Consider the following 17,095-nt stretch of genomic DNA (forward strand, 5'->3'; position numbering starts at 1 on the left):
CTATGCCATGGTGCTCAGCATCGCCCGGGTCACCTCGTGACGCAGGGCGCTGCCGGAAAGGAACCGGCCGGTTTCCTCGACCGCCACGTCGCCCTGGCGGCGGTAGGTGTCGGAGGTGTGGCCGGCGGAATGGGGGGAAAGGATCGCGTTCGGCACCGAGCGGAACGGGCTGTCGCCCGGCAGGGGCTCGGTGTCGAACACGTCGAGGGCCGCGGTGAACCGGCCGGTGCGCAGCGCGGCCAGCAGCGCCTCCTGGTCGACCAGCGGCGAGCGGGCGGTGTTGATGAACAGGGCGCCGTCCCGCAGCAGGTCCAGCTGCGCAGCGCCGATCATGTGGCGGGTCTCCGGCAGGACCGGCGCATGCAGCGACACGACATCGCTCTGGCGCATCAGCTCGTCCAGGGACGCGATCTCCACCCCCAGCTCCTTTGCGCGCTGCTCGGAAAGGAACGGGTCGGCCACCAGGACGCGCGCCCGGAACGCCCGGAACAGCCCGATCACCAGCCGGCCGACATAGCCCGCCCCCACGATCCCGACCGTGAGGTTGCCCAAGAGCCGGCCGAGCATGGTCTTGCGGATCGTGAACCACTCCTGCCCGGCCTTCATCGCCTCGTCCTGGAGATGCGGCCGGCGCAGATGCATGAAGGTCTGCGCCAGCACGAACTCGGCCACCGCCTCGGCAATGCAGATTGCGGCATGGCTGACCCGCAGGCGGCCGCGCTCGATGGCGTCGGCCGGCACCAGCTGGCGGATGCTCCCCGCCGAGTGGGCCACGAGCTGCAAATCCGGATGGGCTGCCAGAAGCTCCTCGGTGATCGGCGGGGTCTTCCAGCCGGTCAGCGCCACCTGCGCGCCCTGGAGCAGCGCGGGCATCGTCTCCGGCGTGAGCTGGCCGCCCTCCGGCTCCACCACCCGGGCGAACGAGCGCAGGCGCTCCTCCGCCTCAGGGGAGAGCATCATGGCGCGGACCTCGGGCGTCAGCAGCAGGGCGACGGTGGGTTCGGCCACGCGGCGTTGGTCGTCGGCGCGTGCGGCATCGACGGTCTGCATGATTTTCGGCCTCCTGGGCGATCGGTTCAGTTCTTGCGCGGCTGCATCAGGATCTCCGCCACGTGCGCCCGGGCCGGCAGGCCCATGACGAACAGGCAGGCGGCCGCGATGTCCTCGGGCTGCAGGGCGGCGGCGCGCGCCTCCGCCGGGATGGGGGTCGGACGGCGGTCGAGCAGCGGCGTGTCGGTCATCCCGGGCATGATCGCGGTCATCCGGATGCCGTTCTCGCGCTCCTCCTCCATGACCGCATGGGTGAGCGCCACCACGCCGGCCTTGGCCGCCTGGTAGGCAGCGCCGGAGCGGTCCGCCTTGCGGGCGGCGGTGGAGGCGATGTGGATCACCAGCCCGTCCCGGCGCTCGCGCATCGCCGGCAGCACCGCCTGGGTCAGGTTGAAGGCGGCATCGAGGTTGCTGGCCAGCATCCCTGCCCAGCTTTGGGGGGTGAGCTGGTCGAAGGCGCGCTCGACGATGTTGCAGCCGACCGAGTTGACCAGGGTGTCGACCCGCCGCAGCGCCTGGGCATGGCGCTCCAGCGCCTGGGCGAGGCCGGCGGCATCGGCCGCGTCGGCCACGATCATGGTCACGTCCGCGGACGGGGCAGCGGCGCGCACGGCCTGGACAGCCTCGGCGAGCGCGGCTTCCCGCCGCGCCAGCAGCACCAGGCCAGCACCCGCGCGCGCCGCGGCGGTCCCGATCGCCAGGCCCATGCCGCTGCTGGCGCCGGCCACCAGGACCGTGCGGCCGGAAAGGTCAGAAGTCACCTGGTCATCCTCGCTGGTTCGTCGCGTTGGTCGAAGCGGCGCTGCGCCGTGGGTGCCGGAGCGGTCGAGGCGCGCACGATCAGCTCCGCCTTGATCTCGAGATGCGCCTCGGCCCCCTCCTCGGCCGCCTCGCCCTCCACGCCGCGGATCAGGCGGGCGACGATGGCCTCGGCCATGGTGGCGATCGGCTGGCGGATCGTGGTGAGCGCCGGCTGCACGATCTCCGAGAGCACGATGTCGTCGAAGCCCACAATCGAGAGGTCGTCGGGGATCCGGAAGCCCAGGTCGCGGGCGCCCGCATAGGCGCCGAACGCGTACATGTCGTTGACGGTGATGGCGGCGGTCGGGCGGTCGTCGCGGCTGAGCAGCTCGCGGATGGCGACCCGGCCGAGCTGCGAGCCCTCGGTGTCGCCAAAGCCGCTGATCCCCCGGCCCTGCCAGACCAGGCTCGGGTCGAACGGGATCCCGGCTCTGGCCAGCGCGGTCTTGATCCCGGCCAGCCGGCCGATCCGGCTGCTGGTGGCGATCGGCCCGGAGATGAAGGCGATCCGCCGGTGGCCCAGGCCGATCAGGTGCTGGGTCGCAAGCGCGCCGGCCAGCTCCTGGTCCATGGTGACGCTGCAGGCGACCACGCTCTCCGCGCCGGCGCTGCGCCGGTCGAAGGCGGCGACCACCATGCCGCGCTCGGCCAGGCCCTGGAAATGCTCGAACGACATGGGCGCCGAGCCCAGGATGACGCCACGCACGCCCGAGGCCAGCAGGGTCTCGGCATAGCGGACCTCGGCGGCCGGCTCCCTTTCGGCGTTGCAGATCAGCACCTTGTAGCCCAGCGCCAGCGCGGCGCGCTCGACCTGGTGGGCGACCGCACCCCAGAACGGGTTGGAGGTGGACGGGACGATCAGGCCGATGGCGCTGCTGTGCCCGGACTTCAGCTGCTGGGCCGAGACGTTCGGCAGGTAGCTCAAGGACTTGATCGCTGCCAGGACGCGCGCCTTGGTTTCCGGGCGCATCCGGTGGTCGCGGCCGTTGAGCACGTTGGACACCGTGCTCGCCGACACGCCCGCCGCCCGTGCGACGTCATGGATTCCCGCCAACAGCACCTCCCGTTTCCATCCGCCTCCCCGGCGGCCTGCACGCCCTCGTTCTACCCGGCGGCCTTGGCCACGTCCGCTGTCCCGTCTTGGTGTAACGATCGACTAAAATTGCGTCAACAGCGTTGGCGCCTGAACGTCGAAATGATCTAAAACACTGAAATAAAAGGAAATTTTTTAGGTAGCCGGCCGGTAAATTCTTGTGTTACGTTCTTCCAATCACGAGTTGCGAGCCAGAACGCACGGAACAGGGAGGCAAGAATGGCCAAGGCGATCAGCAGGCGTGGACTGGGACGGGCGGCGGTGCTGCTCGCGGGCGGCGCGATGATGTCGCGCTGGATCCCCTCGGCATCCGCCCAGGACCAGGCGCGGATCCGCTTTGGCGGCTTCGTCGAATCGCAGGAGCAGCTGAAGCAGACCATCGCGGTCCTGGAGGCCTACATGGCCCAGAACCCGGGCGTGGAGATCGTGCCGGAGTTCACCAGCTTCAGCGCGTTCACCGACAAGCTCGCCACCGAGGCCGCCGGCGGCAACGCGCCCGACATGTTCAGCGTCAATGTCGACCTGCTCGCCGAGTATGCGCAGCGCGGCGTGGTCACCTCGCTGGACGAGTACGTGCCGGACCCGATCAACCTGGCCGACTATGCCGATGGCGGCATCAAGGCCTCGACCTTCGACGGCCAGCTCTACGCCATCCCCAACGACGCGATCGCCCCGGCGATCATCACCAACCTGGCCTCGTTCCAGGAGGCCGGGATCGAGCTGCCCCCGCCGATGTTCACCTGGGAGGCCCTGGCCGACGTCGCGGTCCAGCTGACCGAGGCGCTGGGCCCGCGCTTCTGGGGCCTGGAGGATGCCGGCGGCAACTACATCCCCTGCGACATCTTCCTGCGCAGCATGGGCAAGTCGATGTTCACGCCCGACCACCAGTTCGGCTTCGAGCCGGAGGATCTGGCGCGCTGGTACGCCTACTGGCAGGACCTGCGCGATCGGGGCGGCGTGCCCCCGGGCGACGTCCAGGCCCTGGCCTCCAGCGACGATCCCAGCACCAGCGGGCTGGTGAACGGCCGCGCGGCGATGAACATCACGCTCACCGACAGCTTCGCGGGCTTCCAGGCGCTGGTTTCGGACGAGCTGGTCCTGCACCTGCTGCCCAATGGCTTCGAGGGCGGCGACATGAAGCAGCACCACTACAGCTATGCCGGCAACTCCACCGCCGTCTGGTCCCAGTCGCCCCACAAGGACCGGATCATCGACATCATCCGCTTCATGCATTTCGACCCCAAGGGGATCGAGCTCTACTACCGCCAGAGCGGCATGGTGCCGGCCTCCAGCGCCGGCCGCGAGGCGCTGGCGAAGGAAGGCAGCGAGGCCGACCGCAAGATCGTCGACTACCTCGAGGTGCTCCAGAAGGACCCGGCCCCGCCGCGCTATCCGGGCGTCACCGGCATGAGCGGGATGCTGCGCCGGGCCAACGAGGGCGTGGCGTTCGGCCAGCTCACCCCGATGCAGGCCGCCGAGCAGTTCATCTCGGAAGCGAAGCCGCGCCTCTGAGGCCGGCGGATCGCAGCGGCGACAGATAGGGGGTCAGGGTCTTGGCTAGCGTCAAAGCAAATCCGGTATTCGCGCCGCCGCTCGGGCGCGGCAGGAAACGGAGCGGCGTCTCGACCAGGCAGAACGGCGTCGCCTTTCTGTTCCTGGCGCCGTGGGTCTGCGGGATCCTGGTCCTGACGCTGGGCCCGATCCTGGCCTCCCTTTATCTGTCGCTCACCAATTACGACCTGTTCACCGCCCCGGTCTGGGCCGGGCTGGCGAACTACCAGCGCCTGTTCTTCGAGGACGCGCGCTACTACCAGGCCCTGAAGGTGACCTTCACCTACGTGGCCCTGTCGGTGCCGCTGAAGCTGGCCTTCGCCCTGGGCGTGGCGCTGGTGCTGAACCGCGGCCTGTCGGGCCTGGGCTTCTACCGCTCGGTCTACTACCTGCCCTCCCTGCTGGGCGGCAGCGTCGCCATCGCCATCATGTGGCGGCAGCTGTTCGCCTATGACGGCATCGTCAACGAGTTCCTCCTGCAGTTCGGCATCGACGGGCCCAGCTGGATCTCCAACCCGGTCTACGCGCTCTACACGCTGGTCACCCTGTCGATCTGGCAGTTCGGCTCGCCCATGGTGATCTTCCTGGCCGGGCTGAAGCAGATCCCGCAGGAGCTCTACGACGCCGCCGCCGTGGACGGGGCTGGGCCGTGGCGCAAGTTCCTGAACGTCACCCTGCCGCTGCTCACCCCGATCATCTTCTTCAACTTCGTGATGCAGCTGATCAACTCGTTCCAGGCGTTCACGCCGTCCTTCATCATCAGCAACGGCACCGGCGGCCCCGCCGACTCCACGCTGTTCTACACCCTCTATCTCTACGAGCAGGGCTTCACGAACTTCCAGATGGGCTACGCCTCGGCGATGGCCTGGGTGCTGGTGGCCATCATCGGCACCACCACCGGCCTGGCGTTCATGTCGGCCCGCTACTGGGTGCATTACGGCGACGAATCGCGCTGAACCGGACCGAAGGGGATCTCCGCCATGACCGCTACGCTCCCGGCCGGCAGCCCCGGCCGCCGGATCATCCTCCGGCCGCGCCGCATCCTGATGCACCTGGCGCTGTGCGCCGGCGCGTTCCTGATGATCTATCCGCTGCTCTGGCTGTTCAGCAGCTCGCTGAAGCCCTCCAACCTGATCTTCGCCGATCCGGGCCTGTGGCCGTCCAAGCTGCGGCTGGAGAACTACCCGGACGGCTGGCGCGGTGCCGCCCTGCCGTTCAGCGTGTTCTTCACCAATTCCTTCATCGTCTCGACCCTGGCGGTGATCGGCAACGCCTTGTCCTGCTCCATGGTCGCCTATGCGTTCGCCAGGCTGGACTTCGCGTTCAAGCGCACCCTGTTCGCGCTGATGCTGATGACCATCATGCTGCCGCTGCACGCGACGCTGATCCCGCAATACATCCTGTTCCAGAAGATCGGCTGGGTGAACACCTTCCTGCCGATCGTGGTGCCGAAGTTCCTGGCGGTGGATGCGTTCTTCATCTTCCTGATGGTGCAGTTCATCCGCAGCATCCCGCGCGACCTGGACGAGGCCGCCCGGATCGACGGCGCCGGCCCGATCCGGATCTACTGGTCGATCATCCTGCCGCTCCTGACCCCGGCCCTGGTGACCACCGCGGTGTTCTCGTTTCTTTGGACCTACGAGGACTTCCTCACCCCGCTGGTCTATCTCAGCTCCATGGACCTCTACACCGTGCCCCAGGGGCTGCGGCTGTTCATGGCCTCGACCGGCGTCTCCGCCTGGGGCCCGATGCTGGCGATGTCGGTCCTCTCCCTGGTCCCGCTCTTCATCGTGTTCTTCGTGTTCCAGCGCCGCCTGATCGACGGCATCGCGAGCAGCGGCCTGAAAGGCTGACCGCTTCGCCCCGGACGCGCAACATCCTCCCTCCCACCAAGAAGGCCCCCGCCATGCCCGGCACGCCCCTGACCGTCTTCACCAAGCCCTGGACCGAGCCTTTGCCGGCGCTCGCGGACAAGCTCGCTTCCCTCGGCCTGGACGGGGTCGAGCTGGCGGTCCGCCCGGGCTACCAGGTCGAGCCGCAGGATGTCGGGCGCGGCCTGCCCGAGGCCGCCCGGATCCTGGGCGAGCGCGGCCTCAAGATCGTGAGCATCGCCGGCGAGACCGACGAGCGCACCATCGAGGCCTGCGGCGAGGCAGGAGTGCGGATCATCCGGATCTGCGCGCCGATCGATCTCTCGGTGGGATACCTGGCCTCGGTCGACGCCTATCGCCGCAAGTTCGACGCCCTGCTCCCGGCGCTGGAGCGCTGCGGCGTCGCGATCGGCGTGCAGAACCATTACGGCGTCCATGTCGGCAGCGCCGTGGGCCTCCTGCACATGATCGGGAAATACGACCCCGGGCAGGTCTGCGCGGTGCTCGACATGGCGCATTGCGCGGTGGACGGCGAGCCGGTCGCCATGGCGGTCGACATCGTGAAGGACCGGCTCAACGGCCTGGTCAACTTCAAGAGCGCCTTCCACCACCGGGTGAACGGGCCCGAGGACGAGGCGGTCTACAAGGTCCATTGGACCACCCACCAGCATGCCGGCTATTCCTGGCGGGAGCTGGTCGCCGCTTTGAAGAACATCTCCTATGCCGGCGCCTTCTGCCTGCCGGCCGAGTACAGCAGCCCCGCCGGCAAGGGGCAGCGCATGGGCGACGACGTCCTGCCCTACCTGCGCGCCGACATCGCGTTCCTGCGCGGGCTGATGCAGGACAGCGGCTTCTGAGGATCCGGGCCGGTCTCAGCCGGCCAGGGCCGGCTCGCCGCCATAGGGCGCCCAGAACTCGGCGCGCGCATGGCTGCGCGGAAACGGCGTGCCGGGCGGCGGGACCTGGAGAAAGCGGCAGAGCGGGTCCCAGCCATCGCCCGGGCTGAGCACCAGCAGGCGGTCGGCGCGGACCAGGTCGCGGACCCGCTGGTTGTTGCGCTGGTAGGCGGTGATCGCGCGCTCGCGATCGAGCGGGTCGCCGCCGAACAAAGGCTCGACGATCCACTGCTCCAGCATCGCCATGACCCGGCGCCCGTGCTGGCTCATCGGGATCGTGGGATGGACAGCCAGCAGCTTGCCGGTGGTGGCGCGGAAACTGTTCCACCATTCCTCCGCCGGCCGCTCGGTGTGGATCACCTTGGCCCGCGGAAACGCCATGGACAGCTCATACCAAGCCGCCGCCCCCGGCCAGTCGATCTGCGCGGTGTAGCCGTCGAACACCTGGTCCCAGTCGGCATCCTCGCCCGCCGCCAGGGCCTGCCAGCACCTGAGCTGCTTCGGATCGCCGAGAAGTTCCGTCATGTGGTGGCAGGGGCCAAAGCCCAGCTGCTCCAGCGCCATCTTGACTTGCAATGTTCCGGTTCTGCTGAATCCTGAACCGATGATTTTAAGAGACATGACATCGTTCCAGCATTTATTCTTGGGCCATTTCTACATTATCACTTGTTCTCGCATGAATTTCGTCCGGAGCCTGATGAACATCTCCTCCCTGCCGGGATGGGGATGGTCGGAACTGCCGGAAAAAGCCTGTACAAAGGGACAGTTGTGCATACCGGGCTGTCGATTGGCAAGAATTCCCTGGCGTCCGTCCAGACACGGCTCGGCGAGCGGCCGGCTGAAGGTCAGGGTCAGGGACTACGGCGGCCGGCCGTTTTCAGATGCATCGCGCGCCGCCAGGCCCCGCCAGCCGCCCTGCCAGGACCGCGATCCGCCCATCCCGGGGCAGGCGATAGGTCCACGTTCCGCCGATCCCGCATCCCGCCGCCCGGGCCCGCTCAGGCCACGCCCGTCCGGGCTATGTCCCGACGGGCGTGGATACCGGCGCGGGCGGAATGGCTTGGCTGGCGTCACCGCGTCGGAGGGTGCCTCCGGGCAAGGATGCCCGACAGGCCATCCAGGAAGGCCTGATCCTGCCACCGACCCCGGCCCTTCCCTCGGGTGACGACATGGGAAGCTGACCAGGGCAGGCACATGCCGATCAGGCAGAGCGGCCCGAGCGGCGTCTGGACAGTGCCGAGGACAAAGGGCCGGGCGGCAGCCCCTTGTCGCCCAGGCGGTCGGGGCCGATCGATCGCTGCCTGCTCCAGAGCAGCGCCCCCTTCAGCGGATAGCCATGGTCGGCCCTCGCTTGGATCCTGGGCCTTGCCCGGATCCGATGCACGATCCGGGCAGCCGGCGCGCCCTGCTTCGGTTCCGGCGCCAGGGTGGCCGCCTCCGGCCGGCACGCGGGGCCGGCCGGCTCAGCCATCCCAGGAACTGGCCGTGCGCACCGGCCGCGGGCCGTCGGCGCCCGGGCCGAGCTTCACGGGCACACCGGTCGCGACGTCCTGCGAGCCCGGCAGGCAGGCCCCCGTCTTCTCCTTGAACAGCTTGGCCAGCGACTTGACCCGCTTCAGCGGCACACCGCCCGGCAGCGCCGCCTGGTCCCGGCCGTAATGCGCGAACCAGGGCAGCCCGGCCCGGGCGTAGTCCTGGGCGGAGGGCGGATGGTTGGGCGCCGCCTCCCCGGTGACCGGCTTCCAGTCCTTGGCGTGCAGGAGGGTGACGAACACCCGCTCCGCCTGGGCGAGGTCCCAGTCGTCCAGCTTGAACGGGTCTGGATGGATCACCTGCCGCATCCTGCCGCCCGCGGCCATGGCCATTTCCATGGCGATGCATGCCGAGGGCAGCGAGCTGTCCGGACAGCGCAGGTAGAGCCTGTCCTCTTCCTCCTCCCACTCCCGCCGTCTTTCCTGCCAGACCTCTGCCTTGAGCGGGGCCACCACGATCTGCAGGCCGCCCCATTCCGCCCGGCCGGTCAGCTGCTCTTCGGCCGAATAGCCCTCGCCGAGTTCCATGGCGACGAACTGCCGGACGACGCCCGGCTCGATGGCGAACCCGTCCAGCCAGGGCTGCTCGGGCGAGACCATGTAGTCCTGCGGTTCGCGGTGCAGCCCGGGCCGCCAGGCCTCGCCGGTCACCGCATTGATCTTGCCGGCCGCGACCTTGACCGCCACCGGGAAGGCGGGGCCGAAGGCCGGGCCCCGGTTGGTGAAGTCCAGCCACATCGCCTCGGCCTGCCAGATCGGCAGGATCACCCCGCCGCGCGCGCCGACCTGTTCTGGCAGCCTGCCGGCATGGTCGTCCGCATGGCGCAGTGGAAACGGGCCCAGCCCGGGCGGGAGGTCATAGGTCCGCTCGGTGTCCGGAATCCGCAGCGTGCGCTGGAAGCCGATGGAGAAGCTCGCCTCCGGCTCGGTCTGCGGGAAGCGGAAGACGAGTTGGTCATGCTCGAGCGTGGGCATCGCATATCCTCATCGTATGGGGGATCACCAATCGCCGTCGCGCACCTCCCGCACGATGCGCAGCACCGCATGGTCGGGCATGGTCTTGATCGCCCGGATCAGCTCCGCGAACAAAAGCGGCCGGGCCAGGATCGCCGCGCGCAGGTCGGCCGAGATCTTACCGGCCGCCGCCAGCATCACGTCGGGATCCTCGCCCAGATCCTGCGCGAGCCGGAGCAGGGCCTCCTCCCCGGGCGGCGCCACCTCGTCCCGCTCGACCCGCGACAGATAGGCCGGCGTGATCTGGCAGCGCCCCGCCACCTGGCGAAGCGAAAATCCCGCCCCCTCCGCCGCCCGCTCTTCCCGCAGGCGACGGACATAGGAGCCGAAGCTGCCCGTCCGGGCTGTTGGTTCTCCATGTTGCATGTTGCCTATATATGCAACACATCATCGTTCATCAAGCTCCGCGAGCGCCTTGCCCCCTACGCTGGTACATGTCGGCCTCAAGAACCGCCCTGCCCAAGCAGGGCCCGCACCTCCCGATCGGCCGCAGCCACATCATGGGGCGCCATGCCTACGATGACGGTGGAACCGGCGCAAATCGCACCCAAGGACCCCCGTGAGCCCGGTCATCTCGATGTCGAGTTTGCGGGACGGACCGTCGAGCAGTTGCAGCACTGGCTGGGCGAGAACATCCCGGCCGATGCGCGGCTCGTGGCGCACGGCAGGTCCGCGTCGCTGCGGGTCGATGTCCCCAGGCTCGTCGACCATCGGCCGCTCGAGAAGCAGGTCCTGGAGGCGAGGGTGGTGTTCGCCCAGGTGCTTCGCCTGCTGGCGTTCGCCGCTGGCCTGGCCGCCATCCGGGCCAGCCGCCACGCCGCCCGATGACTGGAGCGGCATCGCGCAGAAAGGTTCTTGGCACGCCATCCACTAGGCCTATCCATTGCAGCACTGGCAAGGCAGGCCCCGTCTTATGCCTATTTTCCTAGGTCCAACGACCTAACCCTTTTATCCTCCGGCGACCTGCCCGCCCGAGGAGCCCGACCATGCCCCGCACCGCCGCCCAGGCCGAAGCCTCCCGCCGCAACGGCGCCCGCTCGCGCGGGCCGCGCACCCCGGAAGGCCGCCGCCGCTCGGCGCAGAACGCCCGCACCCACGGCCTGCGCGCCAGGAGCTTCCAGCTGGCGCCGGACGATGCCGAGCGCTTCGCCCGGCTGGAAGCCGGGATCGGCCAGCGCTTTCGGCCGCGCGAACCTGCCGAGCACGACGCCTGCCGCCGCCTGGCCATCGCGTTCTGGCAAAGCCAGCAGCTCGACCGGCTGGAGGCGCGGATCTGGCCCAGGGTCCAGGCGGGCGATCACCGGCCGCTCGCCACCCTGCTCCGCTACCGCCCTGGCGTGGAGCGCGCCCTCCGGCGCGCGCTGGCGGAGCTCCAGGCCAGCCGGCCGGCCGCTCCATCCACGGTCTGCACGAACGAACCCGAGCCCTTGAAGCCCGACCGCCCGAACGAACCCGGGAACAACGGTAATTCCGGCACGAACGAACCCGGAAGCAGGCCGCGTGCCCGTGCGGTGGAACCCGACCCGATCCTCTTTCCCGTGCGCTCTGCGGCGGGTCGGCCGCATTGCCCGAACGAACCCGAGCGGCCGCCCCCCTTGCCCAATCGCCGGCAGCGCCGACGATGGGCGGCGATCAGGCGCGGATGCCGCGTGGCATGACTGACCGAACGAACCCGGCAGGCTTCGCCATGCCGTTGCCCACGAAAGTTACGAGCGCCCCGGGAGAAGCCGCATCATCCGCTCCGAATTTTCGCAATCTTTATGATGGAACGCCGCCGGTCGGGGTAGGATGGCGGATTGCCCATCAACATGCTCCGGCGGCGGAGCCAGGAGGTCGAAGTGTCCATGCCCTTGTCGTTGGTCCGGCTGCTCGGCTTGGCAGTGGGGCTGGCAATAGGCATGGTCGGGGCCGGCGCCGCCCAGGCGGCGCCGGTCGACTGGAGCCTGGAGGTCGCCAGGGCCGCCCTGACCAACGAGCAGGGCAAGCCGTTCTCCGGCGCCAGCCGGGCTTGGCACTACACCCAGGGTTTCTATCTCCACGGCATCGGGCTGGTTTACGAACGAACCCGGGACCCGCGCCTGCTCACCCACCTGAAGCAGTGGGGTGCCCGGCATGTCGAGCCGGACGGGCGGATCGTGCAGGCCCCCGGAGGTGCTTCCGTGGATTTGAGCACCCTGGACAACCTGATGCCCGGCCGGGTGCTCCTGCAGCTCTGGCGGCTGACCGGCGAGCAGCGCTACCGGCTGGCGGCAGAGACGATCCGCCAGCGGCTGAAGGACTGGCCGCGCACCATGGACGGGGCGTTCTGGCATCGCGACGATCCGAACAGCCGGTTCGCCTCGAACGTGATCTGGGCGGACGGCACCTTCATGTTCGCGCCCTTCCTGGTGGAGTACGGCCGGCTGTTCCCCGCCGACGGGACCACCGGCCGCGACGAGGCTGCCCGCCAAATGGAGATCTATGGCCGCCATCTGCAGGACCCGGAGACCGGGCTGATCTGGCACGCCTACGACCAGGACCGCGACTTTGCCTGGGCGAGACTACCGGCCCCCCGCCACTCGCCTGTCCTCTGGTGTCGGGCCGCCGGCTGGTACGGGCTGAGCCTGGTCGCAGTCCTGGAAGCGCTGCCGCAAGGTCACCCGCACCGCACCGCCCTGCTCAACCGCCTCGTGTCCCTGATGAAGGGATACCGGGCTCACCAGTCCGCGACCGAATATGGCTGGCGGCAGGTCATGGATGGACCGGACGTGATCCAGACGGCGGGCGGGCCGCTCGCAAACTTCGTCGAGACCTCCTGTTCGGCCATGCACAGCTACGTCATCGGGCGAGCGGTCGCAGCATTCGGACTTCGATTGCCGGATTTCCACCTGGCCGCGATGGGCCTCCAGGCCGTGACCGAGCAGGTCAGTCTCAACTTTGTTCCGGAAACGGGAATATTTCGGGCAACGCTTGCCGGTGCAGTCCGCGGCACCGGCATCGGTGCCGGTCCGGCCGATTACCTGAACTCGGCCTCCATCGTCGACGACGCTCTCCAAGGCCTGGGCGCCTTCCTGGCGATGTACGAGTCCAGCCTGCGCCAGCCGCCCCCAGGATCGGTGCGGATCCACGTCCAGGCCGAGGCTGGCAAGGTCACCGCTCCCTTGCACATGGTAGCTTTCCCGAACCAAGCAGGCGTCACGCTGGTCGCGGCGCCGGCCGGGACCAACAGCTTGGCATCAGTCGCCGCGGCTGGCCGGGACCTGATCCATATCCAGCTGGCCAAGGCCGGCAAGTACCGGCTCTGGGGCCGCTTCCTCGCGCCGTCCCTGGCAAGGAACTCGTTATGGGTCCGGGTCGACGCGGGAAGCTGGCAGCTATGGGATGCGCGGCCCCATGGCGAAACGCTGTTCTGGGAGCCGCTGCGGACGGGCATCGGATATGCCCGCCTGGTTGTTCTGGCCCTCGCCGCCGGCCCGCACACGATCGAGCTCGCCAACCGGGAAGGAGGCACCGGCATCGACCGTGTCCTGCTCACTTCCGCCCCAACCTATGTGCCGGACAGGAGCGACTAAGCCATGGTTCAGCGCCCGCCACGGGTCGGACCCCACATCACCCCGCCATCGGCGACCAGGGTCTGCCCGGTGACGTAGGATGCCTCGTCGGACAGCAGGAACGCCGCCACCGAAGCCATCTCCTCGGGCCTGGCCGCCCGCCCGAGCGGCACCGCGGCCTCGAACTCGGCCAGCACCGCCGAGCCCTCGGTCCAGGTCGGGTTCATCGGGGTCAGCACGCCCCCCGGCGCCAGGTTGTTGACCCGCACGCCATGGCGCGCCTGGGCCAGCGCCAGAGTGCGCGTCACCCCGGCCAGGCCGGCCTTGGACGCGGCATAGCCGATATCCTCTTCCAGCGGCGTGATCTCGTGGACCGAGGACACGAACAGGATGGCGCCGGCCTGCCCGGTCCGCTGGCGCAGGTAGGCCCGGGCGGTGAGATAGGCGCCGCGCAGGTTGACTGCGTGAACCTCGTCCCAGGCGGCCGCCGGATAGTCGGACGGGTCGTTGATCCGCTTGGTCGCGGCGTTCGCCACCGCCAGCTCCAGCCCGCCGAACGCCTGGCGGATCTGGGCGAAGGCATTCTCCAGCGCGGCCTCGCTGGCGACATCGGCGTCGATCGCCAGATGCGCGCCGCTTGCCGGCGCCAGCTCGCTCACCACCTGGCCGGCCAGCTCGGCCTGGCCGTGATGGAGCACCGCCACCTGCACGCCTTCCGCCGCCAGCCGGACCGCGATGGCCCGCCCGATCCCGGTCGCCGCCCCGGTGACCACCGCCCGTTTCCCGTTCAGCCCGCGCATGGCCTCGCCTCCCGCCTTCGGATTGCCTACACCCGCCCCCACCGGAGCAGATGGCGGGTGGAACGGTGACGGATCGCGACGGAGTGGTCGAGCGGGCAGCGCCGTTCGTGTTCCTGTTCCTGTGGAGCGGTGGCTATGTCGCCGCACGCATCGGCATCGTCGACAGCACGCCGATCACCCTGGTGGCGATCCGCTTCGTGCTGGCCGCCGGGCTGTTCGTGCTGATCGCGTTCCTGATGCGCGCCACCTGGCCCAGGGGCCGCCAGCTCGCCTGGGTGGCGCTGGTCGGCCTGCTCAGCCAGGGCGTCTATTTCGTTTGCGGCTACCTGGCGTTCGACCAGGGGATCGGGGCCGGCACCGCCGCCCTGATCAATGCGCTGCAGCCGGTGATCACCGCCTGCGTGGCCCTGCCGCTTCTGGGCGAGCGGGTGCGGCCCGCCCAGTGGCTGGGCCTGGTGCTGGGCTTTTCCGGCGTCACCCTGGTGATCTGGAACAAGCTGTCCCTGGGCCTGGGCACCGCCGCCGGGGCCGGCTTTTGCGCCGGCGCCGTCCTGGCGGCGACCGTGGGCACCCTGGTCCAGAAGCGGTTCTGCCCGGTCTTCGACCTTTGGAGCGGCGGCGCCGTGCAGTACTTGGCCGCCGCCACCTTCAGCGTCTCCATGGCGCTGCTGGTGGAGACCCCGATGGTGAACCTCACCCCCAGCTTTGCCGGGGTGATGGCCTATCTGGTGATCGGCAACTCGCTGATCGCGGTCAGCCTGATGAATTTGATGATCCGCAAGGGCGAGGCGGCCAGGGTCACCAGCCTGCTGTTCCTGGTCCCGGGCGGGGCTGCCGCCCTGGCCTGGCCGGTCCTGGGCGAGACCTTCACGCCGCTGTCGATGGCGGGCATGCTCTCGGCGGCCATCGGCGTCTGGCTGGCGATGGGTGGCGCCATCCGCCGCCGCCCGCTCCGCATCGTCGCCCGCTGAAATCATCCGACAGGTGGTCATGTCTTTTCCACTGCTGGCCCCGGCCCTGCAGGGCCTGGCCCTGGGCCTCGGCCTGATCGTCGCGATCGGCGCCCAGAACGCCTTTGTCCTGCGCTGCGGCCTGGCCCGCCGCTTCGTGCTGCCGGTGGTGCTGCTCTGCGCGGTCTCCGACGCCTTGTTGATCGCCGCCGGCTGCCTGGGGCTTGGCACCCTGATCGCCGGCCAGCCCGGCCTCTTGCGGCTGGTCGCGGCCGGCGGGGCCGCCTTCCTGGCCTGGTACGGCCTGGCCGCCCTGCGCCGCGCCCTGCACCCCCAGGCTCTGGCCGCCGAGAACGGCCTGCCCGCCACGCTTGGGCGCGCGCTCGCCACCGCCGCCGCCTTCACCTGGCTGAACCCGCATGTCTACCTGGACACCGTGGTCCTGCTGGGCGGGATCTCCGCGCAGTTCCCCGGCATCGAGCGGCTGGCGTTCGGCGCCGGCGCGGCCGCCGCCTCGTTCGCCTGGTTCCTGGCGCTGGGCTTCGGCGCCCGCGCCCTGACGCCGTTGTTCGCCCGCCCGGCCGCCTGGCGGGTCCTGGACCTCCTGATCGCCCTGGTGATGTTCGCCATCGCCGCCCCCCTCGCCCTGTCGGCCTGGCGGGGCTAGGTCGTTGGCCATGACGATCACCATCCGCGACCTGTGCGCCGCCGACCACGAGCTGATGGTCCGCTGGACGCTGGACTTCTTCGCCGATCTCAAGGCCACCGGCGACCCCTACTTCCAGGACGCCCAGATGCGCCGGGAGGTGGTCGAGCGCGAGATGACCCTGCCGCTGCCCTCCGACCATCTGGGCGTGATCGCCCTGCGCGATTCCCGCCCGGCCGGCTACCTCACCGGGCGGCTGGAGCGGCCGTTCGTGCGGGAATCGCCGATCTGGCATGTGGGCCATGTCGGCCATGTCTACGTGGCCCCGGACCACCGCCGCCACGGCGTCGCCCAGGCACTCCTGGCCCATGCCGAAAGCTGGTTCCGCGCGCGCCGGGTCGGCTGGATGCAGCTCTCCTGGCAGCCCGGCAACCAGCTCGCCGATGCCGCCTGGCGCGCCTCGGGCTTCGAGCCCTACCGGGTCCATGGCCGCAGGCGCATCGACGCTGTCGGCGGCCAGGAGGAGCCGCAGGGCTGAAGGGTTGAGGGCTCAGCCCCGCTTGCGCGCCTGGGCCGCCAGGGTCGCGATCTGCAGGAGCCCTTGGGCCGTCCAGGCCGAGCGCCCGACGAACAGGCCGTCCACCTCCGGCACCACCGCCAGCGCTTCAGCATTCTGCGGGTTGACGCTGCCGCCATAGAGCACCGGCGGCTCGACGCCGACCAGGTCCAGCACCGCCCGCTTGATCGCGGCATGGACCGGCTTGGCATCCTCCGGCGTCGCCGGGATGCCGCCCTCGCCGATCGCCCAGACCGGCTCGTAGGCCAGCCAGACCTTGGCCGCCTCGGCATGGCTCAGGCCGGCCATCGCCATCCGCGCCTGCCGCGCATTGGTCTCGATGGCGGCGCCCAGCCGCTTGTCGTCACCGGTCTCGCCCACGCAGACCAGCGGGATCAGGCCATGGTCGATCGCGGCGCGGACCTTGCGGTTCACGTCCAGGTCGGTCTCGCCGAAATGGGCGCGCCGCTCCGAGTGGCCGAGCTCGATCAGGGTCGCCCCGGCATCGGCGACCATGGTCATCGAGATCTCGCCGGTCCAGGCGCCCTTCTCCGCCCAGTGGGCGTTCTGCGCGCCGACCCGCACCCCGCTGCCCTCCAGCAGGCGCACCACCTCGGTGAGCGCCGTGGCCGGCGGCAGCACGAACAGGTCGATGCCCTCCGGGCGCTCGGCCGCCGCCAGGGCCTGGGCATAGTCCCGCGCCATCGCCAGCGTGTGGTTCATCTTCCAGCCGGTGCCGACCCTGAACTTCCCGATCACGACATCCTCCTCGAGCCCGCTCTGCCTGGCTCCGTTGCCCGGGCAC

The 17,095-nt window shown here is 69.7% G+C and carries 18 protein-coding genes; 10 read left to right on the forward strand and 8 right to left on the reverse strand.

Going from position 1 to position 17,095, the window contains the following annotated elements:
• Genes GEMRO_RS0105765 through GEMRO_RS27860 form a run of 3 tightly spaced genes read right to left on the reverse strand, consistent with a single transcriptional unit; the run spans window position 1 to window position 2,905 of the window.
• Window positions 1–1,050, reverse strand: coding sequence for a hydroxyacid dehydrogenase (locus GEMRO_RS0105765; RefSeq protein WP_051328743.1), 1,050 nt, complete (start codon window positions 1,048–1,050; stop codon window positions 1–3).
• A 26-nt stretch (window positions 1,051–1,076) separates the two neighbouring features.
• The gene (locus tag GEMRO_RS0105770; protein WP_027133245.1) at window positions 1,077–1,811 is read right to left on the reverse strand and encodes an SDR family oxidoreductase; all 735 of its coding nucleotides are present in this window, start codon (window positions 1,809–1,811) and stop codon (window positions 1,077–1,079) included.
• Window positions 1,808–2,905, reverse strand: coding sequence for a LacI family DNA-binding transcriptional regulator (locus GEMRO_RS27860; RefSeq protein WP_157505465.1), 1,098 nt, complete (start codon window positions 2,903–2,905; stop codon window positions 1,808–1,810). The genes GEMRO_RS0105770 and GEMRO_RS27860 overlap by 4 nt, the downstream gene beginning before the upstream one ends.
• 258 nt (window positions 2,906–3,163) lie before the next feature.
• Here GEMRO_RS27860 and GEMRO_RS0105780 point away from each other — a divergent pair, with 258 nt between their 5' ends.
• From GEMRO_RS0105780 to GEMRO_RS27865, 4 genes are read left to right on the forward strand one after another with little or no spacing between them, the layout of a single operon-like run.
• A complete protein-coding gene (locus tag GEMRO_RS0105780; RefSeq protein WP_027133246.1) occupies window positions 3,164–4,456 on the forward strand; it encodes an ABC transporter substrate-binding protein in 1,293 nt (430 codons plus the stop codon).
• 41 nt (window positions 4,457–4,497) lie between these two features.
• Window positions 4,498–5,451, forward strand: coding sequence for a carbohydrate ABC transporter permease (locus GEMRO_RS0105785; RefSeq protein WP_027133247.1), 954 nt, complete (start codon window positions 4,498–4,500; stop codon window positions 5,449–5,451).
• A 24-nt stretch (window positions 5,452–5,475) separates the two neighbouring features.
• Window positions 5,476–6,348 (forward strand): carbohydrate ABC transporter permease, encoded by an 873-nt coding sequence (locus GEMRO_RS0105790; protein WP_051328745.1) that lies wholly within the window; start codon window positions 5,476–5,478, stop codon window positions 6,346–6,348.
• Window positions 6,349–6,401: 53 nt separating this feature from the next.
• Entirely contained in the window at window positions 6,402–7,223 is an 822-nt protein-coding gene (locus tag GEMRO_RS27865; RefSeq protein WP_051328746.1) for a sugar phosphate isomerase/epimerase family protein, read from the forward strand.
• A 15-nt stretch (window positions 7,224–7,238) separates the two neighbouring features.
• Here the strand turns inward: GEMRO_RS27865 and GEMRO_RS0105800 are convergent, their stop codons facing one another.
• From GEMRO_RS0105800 to GEMRO_RS0105810, 3 genes are all read right to left on the reverse strand, one after another.
• Entirely contained in the window at window positions 7,239–7,883 is a 645-nt protein-coding gene (locus tag GEMRO_RS0105800; protein ID WP_027133249.1) for a sulfotransferase family protein, read from the reverse strand.
• A gap of 842 nt (window positions 7,884–8,725) precedes the next feature.
• Window positions 8,726–9,769 (reverse strand): hypothetical protein, encoded by a 1,044-nt coding sequence (locus GEMRO_RS27870; RefSeq protein WP_051328747.1) that lies wholly within the window; start codon window positions 9,767–9,769, stop codon window positions 8,726–8,728.
• A 24-nt stretch (window positions 9,770–9,793) separates the two neighbouring features.
• Window positions 9,794–10,174, reverse strand: a complete 381-nt coding sequence (locus tag GEMRO_RS0105810; protein WP_035484803.1) for a helix-turn-helix domain-containing protein — start codon at window positions 10,172–10,174, stop codon at window positions 9,794–9,796.
• A 153-nt stretch (window positions 10,175–10,327) separates the two neighbouring features.
• Between GEMRO_RS0105810 and GEMRO_RS0105815 the strand changes: the two genes are divergently transcribed.
• From GEMRO_RS0105815 to GEMRO_RS32395, 3 genes are all read left to right on the forward strand, one after another.
• A complete protein-coding gene (locus GEMRO_RS0105815) occupies window positions 10,328–10,636 on the forward strand; it encodes a hypothetical protein (protein ID WP_157505466.1) in 309 nt (102 codons plus the stop codon).
• A gap of 158 nt (window positions 10,637–10,794) precedes the next feature.
• Window positions 10,795–11,466 carry a hypothetical protein gene (locus tag GEMRO_RS0105820; protein ID WP_027133252.1) on the forward strand — a complete coding sequence of 224 codons (672 nt, stop codon included), beginning with the start codon at window positions 10,795–10,797 and terminating at the stop codon, window positions 11,464–11,466.
• 186 nt (window positions 11,467–11,652) lie between these two features.
• Window positions 11,653–13,359 carry a glycoside hydrolase family 88/105 protein gene (locus GEMRO_RS32395; RefSeq protein WP_169728317.1) on the forward strand — a complete coding sequence of 569 codons (1,707 nt, stop codon included), beginning with the start codon at window positions 11,653–11,655 and terminating at the stop codon, window positions 13,357–13,359.
• 8 nt (window positions 13,360–13,367) lie between these two features.
• Here GEMRO_RS32395 and GEMRO_RS0105830 read toward each other — a convergent pair whose 3' ends face one another.
• On the reverse strand, window positions 13,368–14,138 hold the full coding sequence (locus GEMRO_RS0105830; RefSeq protein ID WP_027133253.1) for an SDR family NAD(P)-dependent oxidoreductase: 771 nt from the start codon (window positions 14,136–14,138) through the stop codon (window positions 13,368–13,370).
• Between the two features lie 50 nt (window positions 14,139–14,188).
• On the opposite strand from GEMRO_RS0105830, the gene GEMRO_RS27880 reads away from it, so the two are divergent.
• Genes GEMRO_RS27880 through GEMRO_RS0105845 form a run of 3 tightly spaced genes read left to right on the forward strand, consistent with a single transcriptional unit; the run spans window position 14,189 to window position 16,272 of the window.
• Window positions 14,189–15,109 (forward strand): DMT family transporter, encoded by a 921-nt coding sequence (locus GEMRO_RS27880; protein WP_084506599.1) that lies wholly within the window; start codon window positions 14,189–14,191, stop codon window positions 15,107–15,109.
• 19 nt (window positions 15,110–15,128) lie between these two features.
• Window positions 15,129–15,755: a LysE/ArgO family amino acid transporter gene (locus GEMRO_RS0105840; RefSeq protein ID WP_027133254.1), complete on the forward strand. Its 627-nt coding sequence runs from the start codon at window positions 15,129–15,131 to the stop codon at window positions 15,753–15,755.
• A gap of 10 nt (window positions 15,756–15,765) precedes the next feature.
• Entirely contained in the window at window positions 15,766–16,272 is a 507-nt protein-coding gene (locus GEMRO_RS0105845; protein ID WP_027133255.1) for a GNAT family N-acetyltransferase, read from the forward strand.
• Window positions 16,273–16,284: 12 nt separating this feature from the next.
• Here GEMRO_RS0105845 and GEMRO_RS0105850 read toward each other — a convergent pair whose 3' ends face one another.
• Complete coding sequence (locus GEMRO_RS0105850; RefSeq protein WP_027133256.1) at window positions 16,285–17,046, reverse strand: triose-phosphate isomerase; 762 nt, start codon at window positions 17,044–17,046, stop codon at window positions 16,285–16,287.
• Window positions 17,047–17,095 lie beyond the last annotated feature (49 nt).

The organism is Geminicoccus roseus DSM 18922, assembly GCF_000427665.1.
GTDB classification, from domain to species: domain Bacteria; phylum Pseudomonadota; class Alphaproteobacteria; order Geminicoccales; family Geminicoccaceae; genus Geminicoccus; species Geminicoccus roseus.